Source organism: Stutzerimonas stutzeri, assembly GCF_002890895.1.
GTDB lineage: Bacteria > Pseudomonadota > Gammaproteobacteria > Pseudomonadales > Pseudomonadaceae > Stutzerimonas > Stutzerimonas stutzeri_AB.
Genome location: NZ_POUL01000017.1, coordinates 1 through 16,088, shown reverse-complemented (window position 1 = coordinate 16,088; position 16,088 = coordinate 1). Strand labels below are relative to the sequence as shown.

Sequence of the window (16,088 nt, the reverse complement as noted above, 5' to 3'; positions counted from 1 at the left end):
CATTCTACAGCAGCCTTGTTTCTCGTCAAGCTGTTTTTGAAGAAGTTTTTCTTTCTTCTCAACCGCTTGCGCTTCCGATCAACCTAGCGTCTCTCGTCAGCGGGAGGCGAATCATACAGCGTTCAAAACCGCTGTCAACCACCTCTTTCAACCGCTCCCGATCAACCTGACCGAAGCCACTAACAGAGCCAAACCACCTCCCTGCCAGCCCGGCGCATTCTACTCGAATTCGCCATCCGTGCAAGCCTTTATTTTCGCTAACTTCTTGATTTACAAGAGGTTTCGCCAAAGGCCTGCGCCGGAGAAGGTGCGCATTATAGGCACTCAGATTCTCGCGTCAACGGTTGTTTTTAGTTTTTTCACCGTCCACGTATTTCTGACTCAGCCCCTATGAAACCATCATTATATAGAGGCATACGACATGGAGTTATGGCGATGCTAGAAGAGGCAAGGCGAACCACCGTTGGCGGTTAAGGTTCGCCGCAAAAGCCTGCTGAGTAGTTAACTGCTACACATATTGGACATCCATTGCCGGACCGAAGGGCTAGCACACCGCTAGCTGGAAACCACTTCACAGTCACCACGAGAGGCTACGCCTAAGATGCGCCCCTCAAGGCGCACATATACGCAGTAATTACCGCGCATGAAGCGCCCAGCAATGCAGCGTAGCTGCCTGCTGGAACCAGTTGAGTCATGGAATGGTGTTCTCTACCCAGCTGGCAGCTCGTTATCTTGAGCTAGCCAACTCTCCCATAGCAGCAGTTTCTTTCGCAGGCGAAGACGCTCGCTACGCGCCCGAGCACGAAGTACTTGAGCAAGAGCTAGGCAAAGCTTCCTCTGTTCACGTCGCCGGGGCTGTAGATTGGGAAGTCATTCGTAATGGCAGCGAACATCTCTTAGCAACAAGGACTAAAGACCTAAAACTAGCGTCTTGGCTCACCTGGAGCATGTATCAGCAGGATTCGTTCGTTGGCCTCCATGCCGGTCTCGCCATGGTCGGCCGCCTGTGCCGAGATCACTGGAACGAAATCCATCCTCTTAAACCACGCACTCCGAGCAGCAGTCGTTAGCTGGCTGGTGCCACGCCTGGAGCAGGTGCTGGCAGATCATGTTCCGAGGGGCGAGCAGTTTTCGTTGTTCGAACAGGTTGCAGTTGAACTACGAAACCTTGAGAGCTGCCTTGCTAGCCATCTAGGCACACACGCCCCTTTGCTTCTGCCTCTCTGCCGACGCCTCGACGAAATGGTTAAGCGTGCCGGCAATGCCCATCCGCACCCGGGGCCCGTCGGCGCAGCCATAGCCCAGGTCAAACAAGCCGCTGCTCAGGTCTTTAACTCAACTGCACCAGTCGAGCATGAAAAGGACACGCACAAAAGCCTGCGTAGCCTGCAAGACCAGGCCCGCCCACTGTGCAGCTGGCGGCTTAAGCAGAAAGCTACCGACCTAAAGCCGCTTCGCCTGGCGCGGACGCTGCTATGGCTGCCGATCGACATCCTGCCGGAGCGTAACGCCGAGCAGATCACCGCCCTACGCGGCGTCCCGGCAGACAAGTTTGCCAGCTATCGCGAGCGCTTCGCACAAGGACTCTATGCTGATCTGCTAGCAGATCTCGAGGCGAGCATAGCGCGGGCCCCGTTCTGGCTCGACGGCCAGCGCCTAGCCTGGGAATGCTTGAGCGAACTCGACGCAGAAAAGGCGATGCGGGAGGTTGAGATCCAGCTCGCGCTATTCCTATCAACGCATGCGGGGCCTCGACGAACTGCGCTTTCATGATGGCGCCCCTTTCGCCGATGCCGAAACCCGCGCCTGGATCAGCGCTAGGGTGATGCCGCTCGTACAGCCCGCACAAGCCCCAAGCGAAGCAGTCAATAACCAGGGCGGTGCGACGCCCGCCTGGGAAGAAGCGCTGCAGCACGTTCTGCCGCATTTGCGCAAAGACGGCCCCAAGAGCGCTGTACAAAAGCTGAAGCTCGGGCTTAACCAGGCGCGAGGCGGGCGTGAGCGTTTCTTCTGGCAACTGACGTTGGCCCGCTTGTGCTTCCAGGCCAAAAAATACGATCTGGCCAGAACCCAGCTCGAATCGCTCGATCAGACGCTGCAGGCACAGGCCTTTAAGCCCTCGACCGGCGGCGCTCAGGAAGAGTTGGAGCTCCCGCTGAAATTGATGGTGCTCGGCGACTTCACTCAGCGCCCTGACGATCGCAAGATCGAAGACCGCAAGCCGATCGCCATCGACAAGAACAGCTTCGACGAAGTCTTGGCATTCCAGACTCACCCACGATTGCTCCGCTCCCAACGTTGTATCCATACTCCTATCTATGCCTCCAGCCAGAGAGGATCCGATGTTCGCTTCCAGCAAAAGGCTGCAACACCGCTTCGCAGCCTCGCACTCGACAGCCGAATTCTAGTCGCTGCGCCATGTGCAGGAACCAGCGAGCGCTAGCGGGTGCGTCGCCATGTAGCGTTAGCCGTGACGACGCTGGCGCCGGGATGGAGGCCTATGCGGCGACCAGCGACCTCAGCCAGGCCGCGTTACAGGCAGCACTCGACAAGCCCGAGCAGCTGACCGGTCGTAACCTGCCGGCCGGTGCCCCAGGAACAGGCTAACGACTAATACCAGGCTACGAGCGAATCCTGGCCGGCCCGACGCACTGGTACGACCTGCTCGCGGCCGAGTCGGCGCGGGTACCGCGGGATGACGCTTGGTGGACCGGTACGCGGGGCTGAGTTTGACCGCTATCGAGCAGAACTACTTCAACAGCGCCGGCGCCCGTTTGCGGCGTGCTCAGCAGTGTGTGTTGCCGCAACTGGGCGTGGCGGCCATCGATGGTGCCGACAGCCAGAGCCGCAGCTTTAGCGGCACCCATATGGCTCGCCAGGGCGGCGCCGGGGTGATCGATTAGCTGAAGCTGGTCGGCACCGCCAGCCGTATCGCCGGCGAGGCTGCAATTGCTGCTGGCGCCCAAACACCAAGCGAATGTCGAGACAGGGTTCGAGCGTAGCCCGCGGTGGACTTGCTACGAATATCTAAGCGATTGAGCCTGTAGATAACCGATGCGCGCCGCATCAACCGATGAAAGGCTAACAGGCTGCGCGCCTGAGTTGCGGCAACGAAAAAGCCCCCGTCGGCTCTCGCCGGCGGGGGCTTTTAGTCAGCTAGGCCTAGATCAAGCCTTGGCTTTCTTCGCAGCGCGGTTACGCTCGCCTTCGTCGAGGATCTTCTTGCGAAGACGGATCGATTTCGGCGTCACTTCGCACAGCTCGTCGTCCTGGATGAATTCCAGAGCCTGCTCGAGGGTGAAGCGGACTGGCGGAACCAGGGCGATGGTTTCGTCCTTGCCCGAAGCGCGCATGTTGTCGAGCTTCTTGCCCTTGGTTGGGTTAACGCCCATGTCGTTGTCGCGGCTGTTCAGGCCGACGATCTGACCGTTGTAGATTTCCTGGCCGTGCTCGACGAACAGCTTGCCGCGCGCTTGTAGGGTTTCTAGGGAGTAGGTCAGCGCTTTGCCGGTATCGATCGATACCAGTACGCCGTTCTGGCGGCCGGACATGTGGCCGGACTTCATCACGTCGTAACGGTCGAAGATCGAGGTCAGGATGCCGGCGCCGTTGGTGATGGTCAGGAACTGGTTACGGAAACCGATCAGACCACGGGCCGGGATGTTGTATTCCAGGCGAACACGGCCTTTGCCATCCGGCACCATGTTGCTCAGGTCGCCCTTACGCAGGCCCATCTCTTCCATGACCTTGCCCTGCGCTTCTTCAGGAATGTCGATGGTGACGTTCTCGAACGGCTCGTGCTTGGCGCCGTCGACTTCACGAATGATCACTTCAGGACGGCCTACGCCCATCTCGAAGCCTTCACGGCGCATGTTCTCGATCAGTACCGACAGGTGCAATTCACCACGGCCGGAAACCTTGAACTTGTCAGCCGAGTCGCCTTCTTCAACGCGCAGCGCCACGTTGTACAGCAGCTCTTTGTCCAGACGGTCCTTGATGTTACGGCTGGTGACGAACTTGCCTTCCTTGCCGCAGAACGGCGAATCGTTGACCTGAAAGGTCATGGAAACGGTCGGCTCGTCAACGGTCAGCGGCTTCATCGCTTCGACGTTATTCTGGTCGCACAGGGTGTCGGAGATGAACAGTTCATCCATACCGCTGATGCAAACGATGTCGCCGGCAGTGGCTTCTTCGACGTCAACACGGTGCAGACCGTGGTGACCCATGAGCTTGAGGATACGGCCGTTACGCTTCTTGCCATGCATGTCGATGGCGGTAACCGGGGTGTTGGGCTTGACGCGACCACGGGCGATACGGCCTACGCCGATAATGCCGAGGAAGCTGTTGTAGTCCAGAGCTGAAATCTGCATCTGGAACGGGCCGTCGATGTCGACCTTCGGAGCGGGTACGTGGTCAACAATCGCCTGGTAGAGCGGGGTCATGTCTTCGGCCATGTCGGTGTGATCCAGACCGGCGATGCCGTTCAGGGCCGACGCGTAGACAACCTGGAAGTCCAGCTGCTCTTCGGTGGCGCCGAGGTTGTCGAACAGGTCGAAGATCTGGTCCAGAACCCAGTCAGGACGCGCGCCCGGACGGTCGACCTTGTTGATTACGACGATCGGGCGCAGGCCGGCTTCGAAGGCCTTCTTGGTCACGAAACGGGTTTGCGGCATCGGGCCGTCCTGGGCGTCGACCAGCAGCAGTACGGAGTCGACCATCGACATCACGCGCTCGACTTCACCGCCGAAGTCGGCGTGGCCGGGGGTGTCGACGATGTTGATGCGGTAGTCGTTCCACTTGATAGCGGTGTTCTTGGCCAGGATGGTGATGCCGCGTTCCTTTTCCTGGTCGTTGGAGTCCATCACGCGCTCGTCGTTGAGCTCACCGCGCTCCAGGGTGCCGGACTGGCGCAGGAGCTTGTCGACCAGGGTAGTTTTGCCATGGTCAACGTGAGCAATGATGGCGATGTTGCGTAGATTATCGATCACAGTAGTGGTCTCGTAGTTGGGTCGGGCTGCCCGGCAAATGCATCGAGCGGCCCAACGCGAAAAATGGATGAAGATGAAGGTTCGTTACGACGTGTCGCAGCAATTCAGCCGCGAAGCGGGTCGGGAGGGCGGTGGCGGATACTGCCGCCCAGCAGGCCGGGCTGTTTAGCTCGGACGATAAACGCGCACATTGACATGCCCCTCGCTCAACAAATGATGAGCATGCAGGCGGCTCATGACACCTTTATCGCAATACAGCAGGTACTGGCGGTTCTCATCCAGCTCCTTGAAGCGGTTGTTCAGCGCATAGAACGGCAGCGTATGCACTTCGATGCCCTGCAGTTGCAGAGGTTCGTCCTCGGCGAGGTCAGGGTGGCGGATGTCTAGCACTACCTGCCCGGCGCTCGCCTCGATGACTTCTTCAACTTGCAAATCCTGGCCCAGCTCGTCGATCACTCGATCAATGGCCACCTGGCGCGTGTTCGCCATGGCTCGCTCGAGCACCGCCATGTCGAACTGTTTTTCTTCATGTTCGATGCGGTAGCGCTTGGCCTTGGTCGTCGGATTCTTCGAAATCACGCCACAGTACTCGGGCATGTTCTTGGCGAACTCGGCGGTGCCTATCTCGAAGGCGGTGTCGATAATGTCCTGCTTGTGGCTGGCGATCAGCGGCCGCAGCACCAGCATGTCGGTGGCTGAATCGATCACCGACAAGTTCGGCAGAGTCTGGCTGGAAACCTGGGAAATGGCCTCACCGGTGACCAAGGCGTCGATGTGCAGCCGCTCAGCAATCTGGGTCGACACCCGCAGCATCATACGCTTGAGCACGACGCCCATTTGGCTATCGTCGACTTTCTCAAGGATCTCACCGACGACTTCCTCGAAGGGCACACTGATAAACAGTACCCGGTGCGAACTGCCGTACTTCTTCCATAAGTAGTGCGCAACTTCCATCACACCCAGCTCATGGGCGCGGCCACCCAGATTGAAGAAGCAGAAATGAGTCATCAGCCCGCGGCGCATCATCTGATAGGCCGCTACGGTGGAATCGAAACCGCCGGACATCAGCACTAGGGTCTGCTCCAACGCGCCCAGCGGGTAGCCGCCAATGCCGTCATGCTGAGCATGCACGACAAACAGGCGCTGGTCGCGGATTTCCATCCGCACTTCGACTTCCGGTGTTTTGAGCGAGATGCCCGCAGCGTCGCACTGTTGGCGAAGCTCGCTGCCAACATATCGTTCCACATCCATCGAGCTGAATGGGTGCTTTCCAGCTCGCTTGCAGCGCACGGCGAAGATCTTGCCCGGCAGACGGTCATCATAGTGCGCTTTGCACTTGGCGAGGATGTCGTCCAGATCGCCCAGCGGGTACTCATGTACCTCCAGGCAATGCGCGATGCCCGGCGTACAACGCAGGCGCTCGATCATCTGCTGCAGGGTTTTCGCGTCGCTGAGCGCAGTTTCCACCTCAACGTTGTCCCACACCCCTTCCACCCGCAATTCGGGATCGAGGTCGCGCAGCACGGTACGGATGTTCTTCGCCAATTGACGAATGAAGCCCTTGCGTACCGGCGGGCTCTTAATGGTGATTTCGGGGAAAACCTTGACGATCAGCTTCATGGAAAACAGCGCAGCGCCAGCATGGCGCGAAAAGAGGGGGGCGGAGTATATCGGAATTTGATCAAGCTTTAGTCAGTTTTATCGGATCGCCTGACTTTGCACCTAAATGGACCACAGCCGCACTTAGCCGCACTGATTTAGCGCACAAACACCGGGGCGCAGCGCCGACAAATGGCAACAAGCACGTCAAACGGCCCTTGCAAGCCCACCCGGAACCATCTCGGAGCACTGGCATGCAATTTGCTCCCTTGTGAGGCAGGTCGCCTTGACGGAGTATCGCCCGCTCGGCTTCACCCCCTAGATTCCGGAAGCTTATCTGTCAACGCTTCCACCACTTGGAGAGCACCATGTCGAAGTCGCTTCAACTGATCAAAGATTACGATGTGAAGTGGATTGATCTGCGCTTCACCGATACCAAGGGCAAGCAGCATCACGTGACCGTTCCGGCGCGCGACGCCCACGATGAAGACTTCTTCGAGCACGGCAAGATGTTCGACGGCTCGTCCATCCATGGCTGGAAGGGCATCGAAGCCTCCGACATGATCCTGATGCCGGTCGATGAAACTGCTGTACTGGATCCGTTCACCGAAGAGCCGACCCTGATTCTGGTCTGCGACATCGTCGAGCCGAGCACCATGCAGGGCTACGACCGCGACCCGCGCTCCATCGCCAAGCGCGCCGAGGAGTTCCTCAAGTCCACCGGCATCGGCGACACCGTATTCGTCGGCCCGGAGCCTGAGTTCTTCATCTTCGACCAGGTCAAATTCAAGTCCGACATCTCGGGCTCCATGTTCAAGATCTACTCTGAACAGGGTTCCTGGATGACCGACCAGGACGTCGAAGGCGGCAACAAGGGCCATCGTCCGGCCGTGAAGGGTGGCTACTTCCCCGTTCCGCCGTGCGACCACGACCACGAAATCCGTACTGCCATGTGCAACGCCATGGAAGAGATGGGCCTGGTCGTCGAAGTGCATCACCACGAAGTGGCGACCGCTGGTCAGAACGAAATCGGCGTCAAGTTCAACACGCTGGTCAACAAGGCTGACGAAGTTCAGACCCTGAAGTACTGCGTGCACAACGTGGCTGATGTCTACGGCAAGACCGCTACCTTCATGCCGAAGCCGCTGTATGGCGACAACGGATCGGGCATGCACGTGCACATGTCGATCTCCAAAGACGGCAAAAACACCTTCGCAGGTGAAGGCTATGCCGGCCTGTCCGAGACCGCTCTGTACTTCATTGGCGGCATCATCAAGCATGGTAAGGCTCTGAACGGCTTCACCAACCCGTCGACCAACTCGTACAAGCGTCTGGTTCCGGGCTTCGAAGCGCCGGTCATGCTGGCCTACTCGGCTCGTAACCGTTCCGCCTCGATCCGTATCCCGTACGTTTCCAGCCCGAAAGCCCGCCGTATCGAAGCGCGCTTCCCGGATCCGGCTGCCAACCCTTACCTGTGCTTCGCCGCACTGCTGATGGCTGGCCTGGACGGCATCCAGAACAAGATTCACCCTGGCGATGCCGCTGACAAGAACCTCTACGATCTGCCGCCGGAAGAAGGCAAGCTGATCCCGCAGGTTTGCGGCAGCCTGAAGGAAGCCCTGGAAGAACTCGACAAGGGCCGTGCGTTCCTGACCAAGGGCGGCGTGTTCTCCGATGACTTCATCGACGCCTACCTCGAGCTGAAGAGCGAGGAAGAAATCAAGGTCCGTACCTTCGTTCACCCGCTGGAATACGACCTGTACTACAGCGTCTAAGCCAGTCCGCGTGACAGAAAAGGCCTCCTTCGGGAGGCTTTTTCGTTTCTGCGATGTCACTAGCCTGTGATACCGACGTTGCGACAAGCGACCGAAGTGGCGCCGATCTCAAATCCCAACGGTCGCACTTGCCTAGCCGCCTGCGCGGTGCAAGGCTTCCAGTCATCCCTACCGCGGAGCTTCCCATGCGCATTGCATTGTTCAGCGTGCTACTCGTCCTCATGGCTCCCGCCATGGCGCAGATCTACAAATACACTGACGACAAGGGCAACACCGTCTTCACCAATCAACCTCCGGAAGGCGTCGAGGCAAACGCTGTCGATCTCCCACCCGCCAACACCGTGAACATCAAGACACCCGACGCCCCGCCGCCGCTAGCCAACGAGCAAAGCAGCGAGGGTCAACAGCAGCCCTATCGAAGCCTCGCGATTGGCGGCATCCCGGATGAGCAGGCGTTGCGCGCCAACAGCGGCACCTTTGTCGTCAACGCCCAGCTCGATCCGCCGCTAAAGCAAGGACACCAGATCCGCTTCCTGCTCGATGGCGTTCCCCAGGCAGAACCTAGCAGCACGACCGCACTTCAGCTGGTAAACGTGGATCGCGGAACTCATCTGCTGGAAGTCCAGGTGCTCAGCGGTGGGCAGGTCGTGCAACAAGCCGAAGAGCAATTCACCGTGCAGCGCGTCCACACCTCCAGCCCTGCGCGTCGATGATGCGCCTCTCGCGGTTTGGACTGGTCGGACTGTTACTGGCGTGTACGCTACCTGCGAGCGCGGCGATCTACAGCTATATCGACGCCGAAGGCAATCGGGTCTTTACCGACCGCCCCGACGGTCGTGCGGTCGAACAGGTAGAGACCAAACCCGCCAATACGATGGCCGCCCAGCCCCTACCACCCCCGAAGCAAGCGGTTAAGGTCCTCAAAGCCACCGCGCCCAGCTATATCTTGCTCGATATCGTGCAACCAGCTCCCGACGCCACCATCCGCAACAACGCCGGCGAGCTGGCAGTCAGCGTAACCAGTCAGCCGCCTCTTCATCCGGGCCATCAGTATCGTTTGCTACTCGACGGTGCGCCCGCACGCGCACCCGGTGAGAGGCCTGTTCTGACTTTGCAGAATATCGACCGAGGCAGCCACCAGCTGGTGGTCGAAGTGATCGACAGTCAGGGCGAAAGCGTACAGTCCAGCGAGCCACGCGCGTTCCACATGATGCGCACCTCTCTTGCGCAACGCCGAATGGTCAACCCATGCAGGAAGGCGGATTACGGTGTCCGCCCGGAGTGTCCGCTGAAGGATAAGCCCAAGGAAAAGAAAGATATTCCATTCGTGCCCTTTCTGTGACCACTCTATGCACCTTACTGGTGCACTGATTCAGCCATCTGGTTTAGCGTCGCCCTTCTCGAGCGATGCCCCGCGCTGGAGCGCCAGTGCCAGCGGTGCCGCGCCGAAAAGGAGCGCATTGGTTTGCTTCTTGCATTTCCTGACTCACACCCCGGATGCAGACTGCCATGATCAACGAAGCCCTACAGCGCCTGCTGATCGAGAATCTCACCACCGCCACCCTTTTGCTGAATTCGCGGTTGCGCCTGGAATATATGAACCCGGCTGCCGAGATGCTGCTGGCAGTCAGCGGCCAGCGCAGTCACGGGCAATTCATCAGCGAGCTCTTTACTGAATCCTCCGAGGCCCTGGCTGCGTTGCGGCTGGCTGTGGAAGAAGCGCACCCCTTCACCAAGCGCGAAGCGACGCTGACCTCCGCCAGCGGACAGACGCTAACCGTGGACTACGCGGTGACGCCGGTACTGACAAAGCAGGAGACCATGCTGCTGCTGGAGGTCCTACCGCGTGACCGACTGCTGCGCATCACCAAGGAAGAGGCACAGCTGTCAAAGCAGGAAACCACCAAGATGCTGGTTCGCGGCCTCGCCCATGAGATCAAGAATCCGCTCGGTGGCATACGCGGTGCCGCTCAGCTGCTGGCTCGCGAGTTGCCCGAGGAGCACCTCAAGGACTACACCGAGGTCATCATCGAAGAGGCTGACCGCCTGCGAAACCTGGTGGACCGCATGCTCGGTTCGAACAAGCTCCCCTCGCTGGCGATGACCAACATTCACGAGGTTCTCGAGCATGTCGCCAGCCTGATAGAAGCCGAGTGCCAGGGCAGCCTCATTTTGGTGCGCGACTACGACCCAAGCATTCCCGAGGTCCTGATGGACCGCGCACAGATGATTCAGGCCGTGCTCAATATCATGCGCAATGCCATGCAGGCGCTCGCCGGGCAATCCGAATTGGGCCTGGGCCGGTTGACCCTACGCACTCGTTCGCTGCGCCAATTCACCATCGGCCACATTCGCCATCGCCTCGTGGCGCGGATCGAAATCATCGACAACGGGCCAGGCATCCCTGCCGAGCTCCAGAACACCCTTTTCTACCCAATGGTCAGCGGTCGCCCAGACGGCACCGGGCTCGGCTTGGCCATTACCCAGAACATCATCAGTCAGCACCAGGGTCTGATCGAATGCGAAAGCCATCCCGGGCATACCGCGTTCTCGATCTTCCTGCCGCTGGAACAAGGAGCACCAACCGCATGAGCCGCAGCGAAACTGTCTGGATTGTCGACGATGACCGCTCCATCCGTTGGGTTTTGGAGAAAGCCCTGCAGCAGGAGGGCATGACGACTCAAAGCTTCGACAGTGCCGATGGCGTACTGGCGAAGCTCGCGCGGCAGCAGCCGGACGTGATCATTTCCGACATCCGCATGCCCGGTGTCAGCGGTCTCGACATGCTGGCACAGATCCGTGATCTCTATCCGCGCCTGCCGGTGATCATCATGACCGCGCACTCGGACCTCGACAGCGCGGTGGCTTCCTACCAGGGCGGTGCGTTTGAATACCTGCCCAAGCCCTTCGACGTCGATGAGGCTGTGTCCCTGGTCAAGCGCGCCAATCAGCACGCGAAAGAACAACAAGGGCTCAAAGCGCCTGCCGACCAGCGCCAAACGACAGAAATCATCGGCGAAGCGCCGGCAATGCAGGAGGTGTTCCGCGCGATTGGGCGCCTCTCGCACTCCAACATCACGGTCCTGATCAATGGCGAGTCCGGCACCGGTAAAGAACTGGTCGCTCACGCCCTGCACCGGCACAGCCCGCGTTCGGCCTCCCCGTTTATCGCGCTGAACATGGCCGCGATTCCCAAGGATCTGATGGAGTCGGAGCTGTTCGGTCACGAAAAAGGCGCCTTCACCGGCGCCGCCAACCAGCGTCGCGGCCGCTTCGAGCAGGCCGATGGCGGCACCCTGTTCCTGGACGAAATCGGCGACATGCCCGCCGACACCCAGACCCGACTCTTGCGCGTACTGGCTGACGGCGAGTTCTATCGAGTCGGCGGCCATACACCGGTCAAAGTCGATGTGCGCATCATTGCCGCGACCCACCAGGACCTGGAAACCCTGGTCCAGGCCGGTAAATTTCGCGAAGACCTGTTCCATCGACTGAACGTCATTCGCATCCATATCCCGCGGCTGTCCGACCGCCGCGAAGACATCCCGACGCTGGCCTCACACTTCCTCGCCAGTGCCGCTACCGAGCTGGCAGTCGAAACCAAGCTGCTCAAGCCGGAAACCGAGGAATACCTGCAGAATCTGCCGTGGCCAGGCAACGTTCGCCAACTGGAAAATACCTGCCGCTGGATCACAGTAATGGCGTCCGGGCGGGAGGTGCATGTCGACGACCTGCCCCCGGAGCTGCTCAATCAGCCGGCCGATGCCATGCCATCGAACAACTGGGAGCAGGCGCTGCGCCATTGGGCGGACCTGGCGCTGGCTCGCGGCCAGTCGAATCTGCTCGACGAGGCGGTACCGGCATTCGAGCGCATCATGATCGAGACAGCACTCAAGCACACCGCCGGTCGGCGCCGCGATGCGGCCCTGCTGCTGGGCTGGGGCCGAAATACGCTGACGCGCAAGATCAAGGAGCTGGGCATGGGCGGGGACAGCGCTGACGAGGACGAGGGAGACGAGGCCTGAGTCGGCAACGGCGGATAGGCGGGTTCGCTTCAGCGCGGTTTGACCTCGATCAGCAAGCGCCACTCGCCATCGGCTTTTTCACCCGACCAGCTGGCTATCAGCGGTCGGGTCGCCACGAAATGCAGCAACAACCCCTTCTCGGTTGATTGCACGCGCCACCCCGCACTGCCGCCCTCGATTTCCACACGCCCGGCATCTGCATTGCCCTTGGACTGGAAGAGCATTCCGACCGCGCCATCAACGTCCTGGCTGTAGACCTCCGGCTCGCGGCTGAACCATAACTGCAAGCCCCTCGCGACAGGCTCGATACGCAACAACTCAACCGGTCCCGGCCGAAAGACGTGGCCGAGAAACGAGCCGAACAACAGCCCGAGCAGCACCAGCGAGCCAAAAAAGCGCCGGCGAATGCGCGGTAGCGGGTCGTCAGCCGCAGGGCCGCCTGCCGCAGTAGAATGCCGGTCGTTTTCAGAGTCGGTGCCGCGCATGTTTCATGTAATCCTTTTTCAACCGGAAATTCCGCCGAATACCGGCAACATTATCAGGCTCTGCGCCAATGCCGGTTGCAGCCTGCATCTGATCGAGCCTTTGGGCTTCGAACTGGATGACAAGCGGCTGCGCCGCGCCGGGCTGGATTATCACGAGTATGCGCCGCTCAAGCGACACGCCGACCTCGACAGCTGCCTCGAAAGCCTCGGCCACCCTCGCCTGTTTGCCTTCACCACCAAAGGTTCGCAGCCGTTTCATGAGGTCAGATTCCAGCGCGGCGATGCCTTCCTGTTCGGCCCGGAAAGTCGCGGCTTGCCGCCGGAGATCCGCGACGCACTGCCCAACGAGCAGCGCCTGCGTTTGCCAATGCGTCCCGACAGCCGCAGCCTGAACCTGTCAAACACCGTAGCCGTCGCCGTCTACGAGGCTTGGCGACAGCTGGATTTCGCATTGCAATAGCGCCGCCCCGCCAGGCGTGTGTTGCTCGGCGCTCACTCGCGCTCAGCTCTGCCTGCACGGCAAGCTGCCTCGCGCCGCTCTACGGGCTCATAAGGGGGGCGGGACGTGATTCCCTCGCATCGGTTGAAATGCGCGGCAGCGTCCCCCATATCAAGCGCATTCGGGCATTCATCGCCCCGCTGCGTGGAGATTTTTCCTTTGACCACCATCGTTTCAGTACGCCGCAACGGCAAAGTCGTCATGGGCGGCGACGGCCAGGTTTCCCTCGGCAATACCGTCATGAAAGGCAACGCCAAGAAGGTCCGGCGCCTCTACCACGGCCAGGTCCTGGCGGGCTTCGCGGGTGCCACCGCTGACGCCTTCACTCTGTTCGAGCGATTCGAAGGTCAGCTGGAGAAGCACCAGGGCCATCTTGTGCGCGCCGCCGTTGAACTGGCCAAGGACTGGCGGACCGACCGTTCGCTGAGCCGCCTGGAAGCCATGCTGGCAGTGGCCAACAAAGACGCCTCGCTGATCATCACCGGCAACGGCGACGTGGTGCAGCCGGAAAACGACCTGATCGCCATGGGCTCCGGTGGTGGGTTCGCCCAGGCCGCCGCAATGGCGCTGATGCAGAAAGGTGATCAGAGCATGTCCGCGCAAGACATCACCGAAACCGCGTTGAACATTGCCGGCACCATCTGTGTCTTCACCAACCAGAATCTCACCATCGAGGAGCTCGACAGCGCGATCTGATCGCCCTCGAGCCCCGGAGTACCGCACCATGTCCATGACGCCCCGCGAGATCGTCCACGAACTCAACCGCCATATCATCGGCCAGGACGACGCCAAGCGTGCCGTCGCCATTGCCCTGCGCAACCGCTGGCGGCGGATGCAGCTCTCCGCCGAGCTGCGTCCCGAAGTCACCCCGAAAAACATCCTGATGATCGGCCCCACCGGCGTGGGCAAGACCGAGATCGCTCGGCGCCTGGCCAAGCTCGCCAACGCGCCATTCATCAAGGTTGAAGCGACCAAGTTCACCGAGGTTGGCTATGTAGGCCGGGATGTCGAATCAATCATCCGCGATCTCGCCGATGCCGCTCTGAAAATGCTGCGCGAACAGGAAGTGGTCAAAATGCGCCATCGGGCTGAGGATGCTGCCGAAGATCGAATCCTCGACGCGCTGCTGCCCCAGGCCCGGCCGGCCGGCTTCAACGAAGATCAGCCCGCGCAGAGCACCGATTCCAATACGCGCCAGCTATTTCGCAAGCGCCTGCGAGAAGGCCAGCTGGACGACAAGGAAATCGACATCGATGTAGCCGAGAGCCCGGCCGGCGTCGAGATCATGGCCCCTCCGGGCATGGAGGAGATGACCAATCAGCTACAGAGCCTCTTCTCCAATATGGGCAAAGGCAAGACGAAGAGTCGCAAGCTGAAGATCAAGGACGCGCTCAAACTGGTCCGCGATGAAGAAGCCGCGCGGCTGGTCAATGAGGAAGAGCTCAAAGCCCGCGCCCTGGAAGCCGTCGAGCAACACGGCATCGTCTTCATCGACGAGATCGACAAGGTCGCCAAGCGCGGCAACACCAGCGGTGCCGACGTTTCCCGCGAGGGCGTTCAGCGCGATCTGCTGCCACTGATCGAAGGCAGCACGGTCAACACCAAGCTGGGCATGGTCAAGACCGACCATATCCTGTTCATCGCCTCGGGCGCGTTCCACCTGTCCAAGCCCAGTGATCTGGTGCCCGAGTTGCAGGGTCGCCTGCCGATCCGCGTCGAGCTCAAGGCGCTGTCGCCGGAAGACTTCGAGCGCATCCTCACTGAACCGCACGCCTCGCTGACCGAACAATACCGCGAGCTGCTGAAGACCGAAGGACTAGGGATCGAATTCGCCGCGGACGGTATCAAGCGCCTGGCGGAGATCGCCTGGCAGGTCAACGAGAAAACCGAGAACATCGGCGCTCGACGCTTGCACACGCTGCTCGAGCGGCTGTTGGAAGAGGTCTCGTTCAGCGCCGGCGACCTGGCCGGACAGCAGAACGGCGAGCCGATCCGCATCGACACAGCCTACGTCAACAGCCACCTCGGTGAGCTGGCCGAGGACGAAGACCTGTCGCGCTACATTCTCTAACGCAAGCGATTGCGCCGGGTCTCGCTGAACGCGACCCGGCGCCTTTGTCTGGAGCACTCGATGCGCATCCCCACCGCGATCAAACTACACAAGACATCGAAAACGCTGGAACTGGAGTACGGACCCGAGCAGCGCTACGTGCTGCCGGCGGAGTTTTTGCGGGTGCACTCGCCGTCTGCCGAAGTCCAGGACCACGGTAATCCAATCCTGCAGACCGGCAAGATCAACGTTGCACTCGATGGCATCGAGCCGGCCGGACAATACGCGTTGAAGCTGACCTTTAGCGATGGCCATGACAGCGGCCTGTACACCTGGGACTACCTCTATCGGTTGGCAACCAATCAAGAGCAGATATGGGCGGATTACCTCGAGGCACTTGCAGCCGCTGGGAAGTCCCGGGACCCGGACATCTCACCGGTCAAGCTGATGCTGTAACGGCTGGGCCGTAGCGTGGATCACGCTTCACCGATCCACCAACACTGGTACAAACCAAGCAGAGCGGTGGATGTAAAAAGCGACATCCACCCTTGTATCTCGACTACCACGCTATGTTGGGGTGATAGTTCCCGACTGATCATCGGGGGAAGGCCAGGAAGCCGTATCCACCCTTAGGCTTTGAGCCTGCGACGTAGATAGCGCTGCGGCC

At 60.2% G+C, this 16,088-nt stretch carries 13 protein-coding genes and 1 pseudogene; 11 read left to right on the top strand and 3 right to left on the bottom strand.

The annotated features are described in order from the left end of the window. Positions 1-698 precede the first annotated feature (698 nt). Both tssA and CXK96_RS21065 read left to right on the top strand, forming a co-directional pair. A pseudogene (tssA, locus tag CXK96_RS20535) lies at positions 699-2,221 on the top strand (type VI secretion system protein TssA); the annotation flags it as partial. 484 nt (positions 2,222-2,705) lie between these two features. Beyond that, positions 2,706-2,903, top strand: coding sequence for a hypothetical protein (locus tag CXK96_RS21065; protein WP_256061710.1), 198 nt, complete (start codon positions 2,706-2,708; stop codon positions 2,901-2,903). 264 nt (positions 2,904-3,167) lie between these two features. Here CXK96_RS21065 and typA read toward each other — a convergent pair whose 3' ends face one another. Then, positions 3,168-4,988 carry a translational GTPase TypA gene (gene typA, locus CXK96_RS20525; RefSeq protein ID WP_102838247.1) on the bottom strand — a complete coding sequence of 607 codons (1,821 nt, stop codon included), beginning with the start codon at positions 4,986-4,988 and terminating at the stop codon, positions 3,168-3,170. A gap of 165 nt (positions 4,989-5,153) precedes the next feature. Then, on the bottom strand, positions 5,154-6,608 hold the full coding sequence (gene thiI / locus CXK96_RS20520) for a tRNA uracil 4-sulfurtransferase ThiI (protein WP_102838246.1): 1,455 nt from the start codon (positions 6,606-6,608) through the stop codon (positions 5,154-5,156). Between the two features lie 347 nt (positions 6,609-6,955). On the opposite strand from thiI, the gene glnA reads away from it, so the two are divergent. The 5 genes from glnA (at position 6,956) to ntrC (ending at position 12,387) form a co-directional block, all read left to right on the top strand. Next, positions 6,956-8,362: a glutamate--ammonia ligase gene (gene glnA / locus CXK96_RS20515; protein ID WP_102838245.1), complete on the top strand. Its 1,407-nt coding sequence runs from the start codon at positions 6,956-6,958 to the stop codon at positions 8,360-8,362. A gap of 185 nt (positions 8,363-8,547) precedes the next feature. Further along, positions 8,548-9,075 (top strand): DUF4124 domain-containing protein, encoded by a 528-nt coding sequence (locus tag CXK96_RS20510; protein WP_102838244.1) that lies wholly within the window; start codon positions 8,548-8,550, stop codon positions 9,073-9,075. Then, complete coding sequence (locus tag CXK96_RS20505; protein WP_102838243.1) at positions 9,072-9,704, top strand: DUF4124 domain-containing protein; 633 nt, start codon at positions 9,072-9,074, stop codon at positions 9,702-9,704. Before CXK96_RS20510 ends, CXK96_RS20505 begins: the two co-directional genes overlap by 4 nt. 167 nt (positions 9,705-9,871) lie before the next feature. Beyond that, entirely contained in the window at positions 9,872-10,954 is a 1,083-nt protein-coding gene (gene glnL, locus CXK96_RS20500; protein ID WP_102838242.1) for a nitrogen regulation protein NR(II), read from the top strand. Further along, positions 10,951-12,387 (top strand): nitrogen regulation protein NR(I), encoded by a 1,437-nt coding sequence (gene ntrC, locus CXK96_RS20495; RefSeq protein ID WP_102838241.1) that lies wholly within the window; start codon positions 10,951-10,953, stop codon positions 12,385-12,387. The genes glnL and ntrC overlap by 4 nt, the downstream gene beginning before the upstream one ends. 29 nt (positions 12,388-12,416) lie before the next feature. Here ntrC and CXK96_RS20490 read toward each other — a convergent pair whose 3' ends face one another. Then, entirely contained in the window at positions 12,417-12,872 is a 456-nt protein-coding gene (locus tag CXK96_RS20490) for a hypothetical protein (protein WP_102838240.1), read from the bottom strand. Between CXK96_RS20490 and trmL the strand changes: the two genes are divergently transcribed. The 4 genes from trmL (at position 12,871) to CXK96_RS20470 (ending at position 15,877) form a co-directional block, all read left to right on the top strand. Then, complete coding sequence (gene trmL / locus CXK96_RS20485) at positions 12,871-13,332, top strand: tRNA (uridine(34)/cytosine(34)/5-carboxymethylaminomethyluridine(34)-2'-O)-methyltransferase TrmL (protein WP_102838239.1); 462 nt, start codon at positions 12,871-12,873, stop codon at positions 13,330-13,332. The genes CXK96_RS20490 and trmL overlap by 2 nt on opposite strands. Positions 13,333-13,530: 198 nt before the next feature. Next, the gene (gene hslV, locus CXK96_RS20480; protein WP_045431382.1) at positions 13,531-14,067 is read left to right on the top strand and encodes an ATP-dependent protease subunit HslV; all 537 of its coding nucleotides are present in this window, start codon (positions 13,531-13,533) and stop codon (positions 14,065-14,067) included. Between the two features lie 28 nt (positions 14,068-14,095). Further along, complete coding sequence (gene hslU / locus CXK96_RS20475; protein ID WP_102838238.1) at positions 14,096-15,442, top strand: ATP-dependent protease ATPase subunit HslU; 1,347 nt, start codon at positions 14,096-14,098, stop codon at positions 15,440-15,442. A 60-nt stretch (positions 15,443-15,502) separates the two neighbouring features. After that, entirely contained in the window at positions 15,503-15,877 is a 375-nt protein-coding gene (locus CXK96_RS20470; protein WP_102838237.1) for a gamma-butyrobetaine hydroxylase-like domain-containing protein, read from the top strand. Positions 15,878-16,088 lie beyond the last annotated feature (211 nt).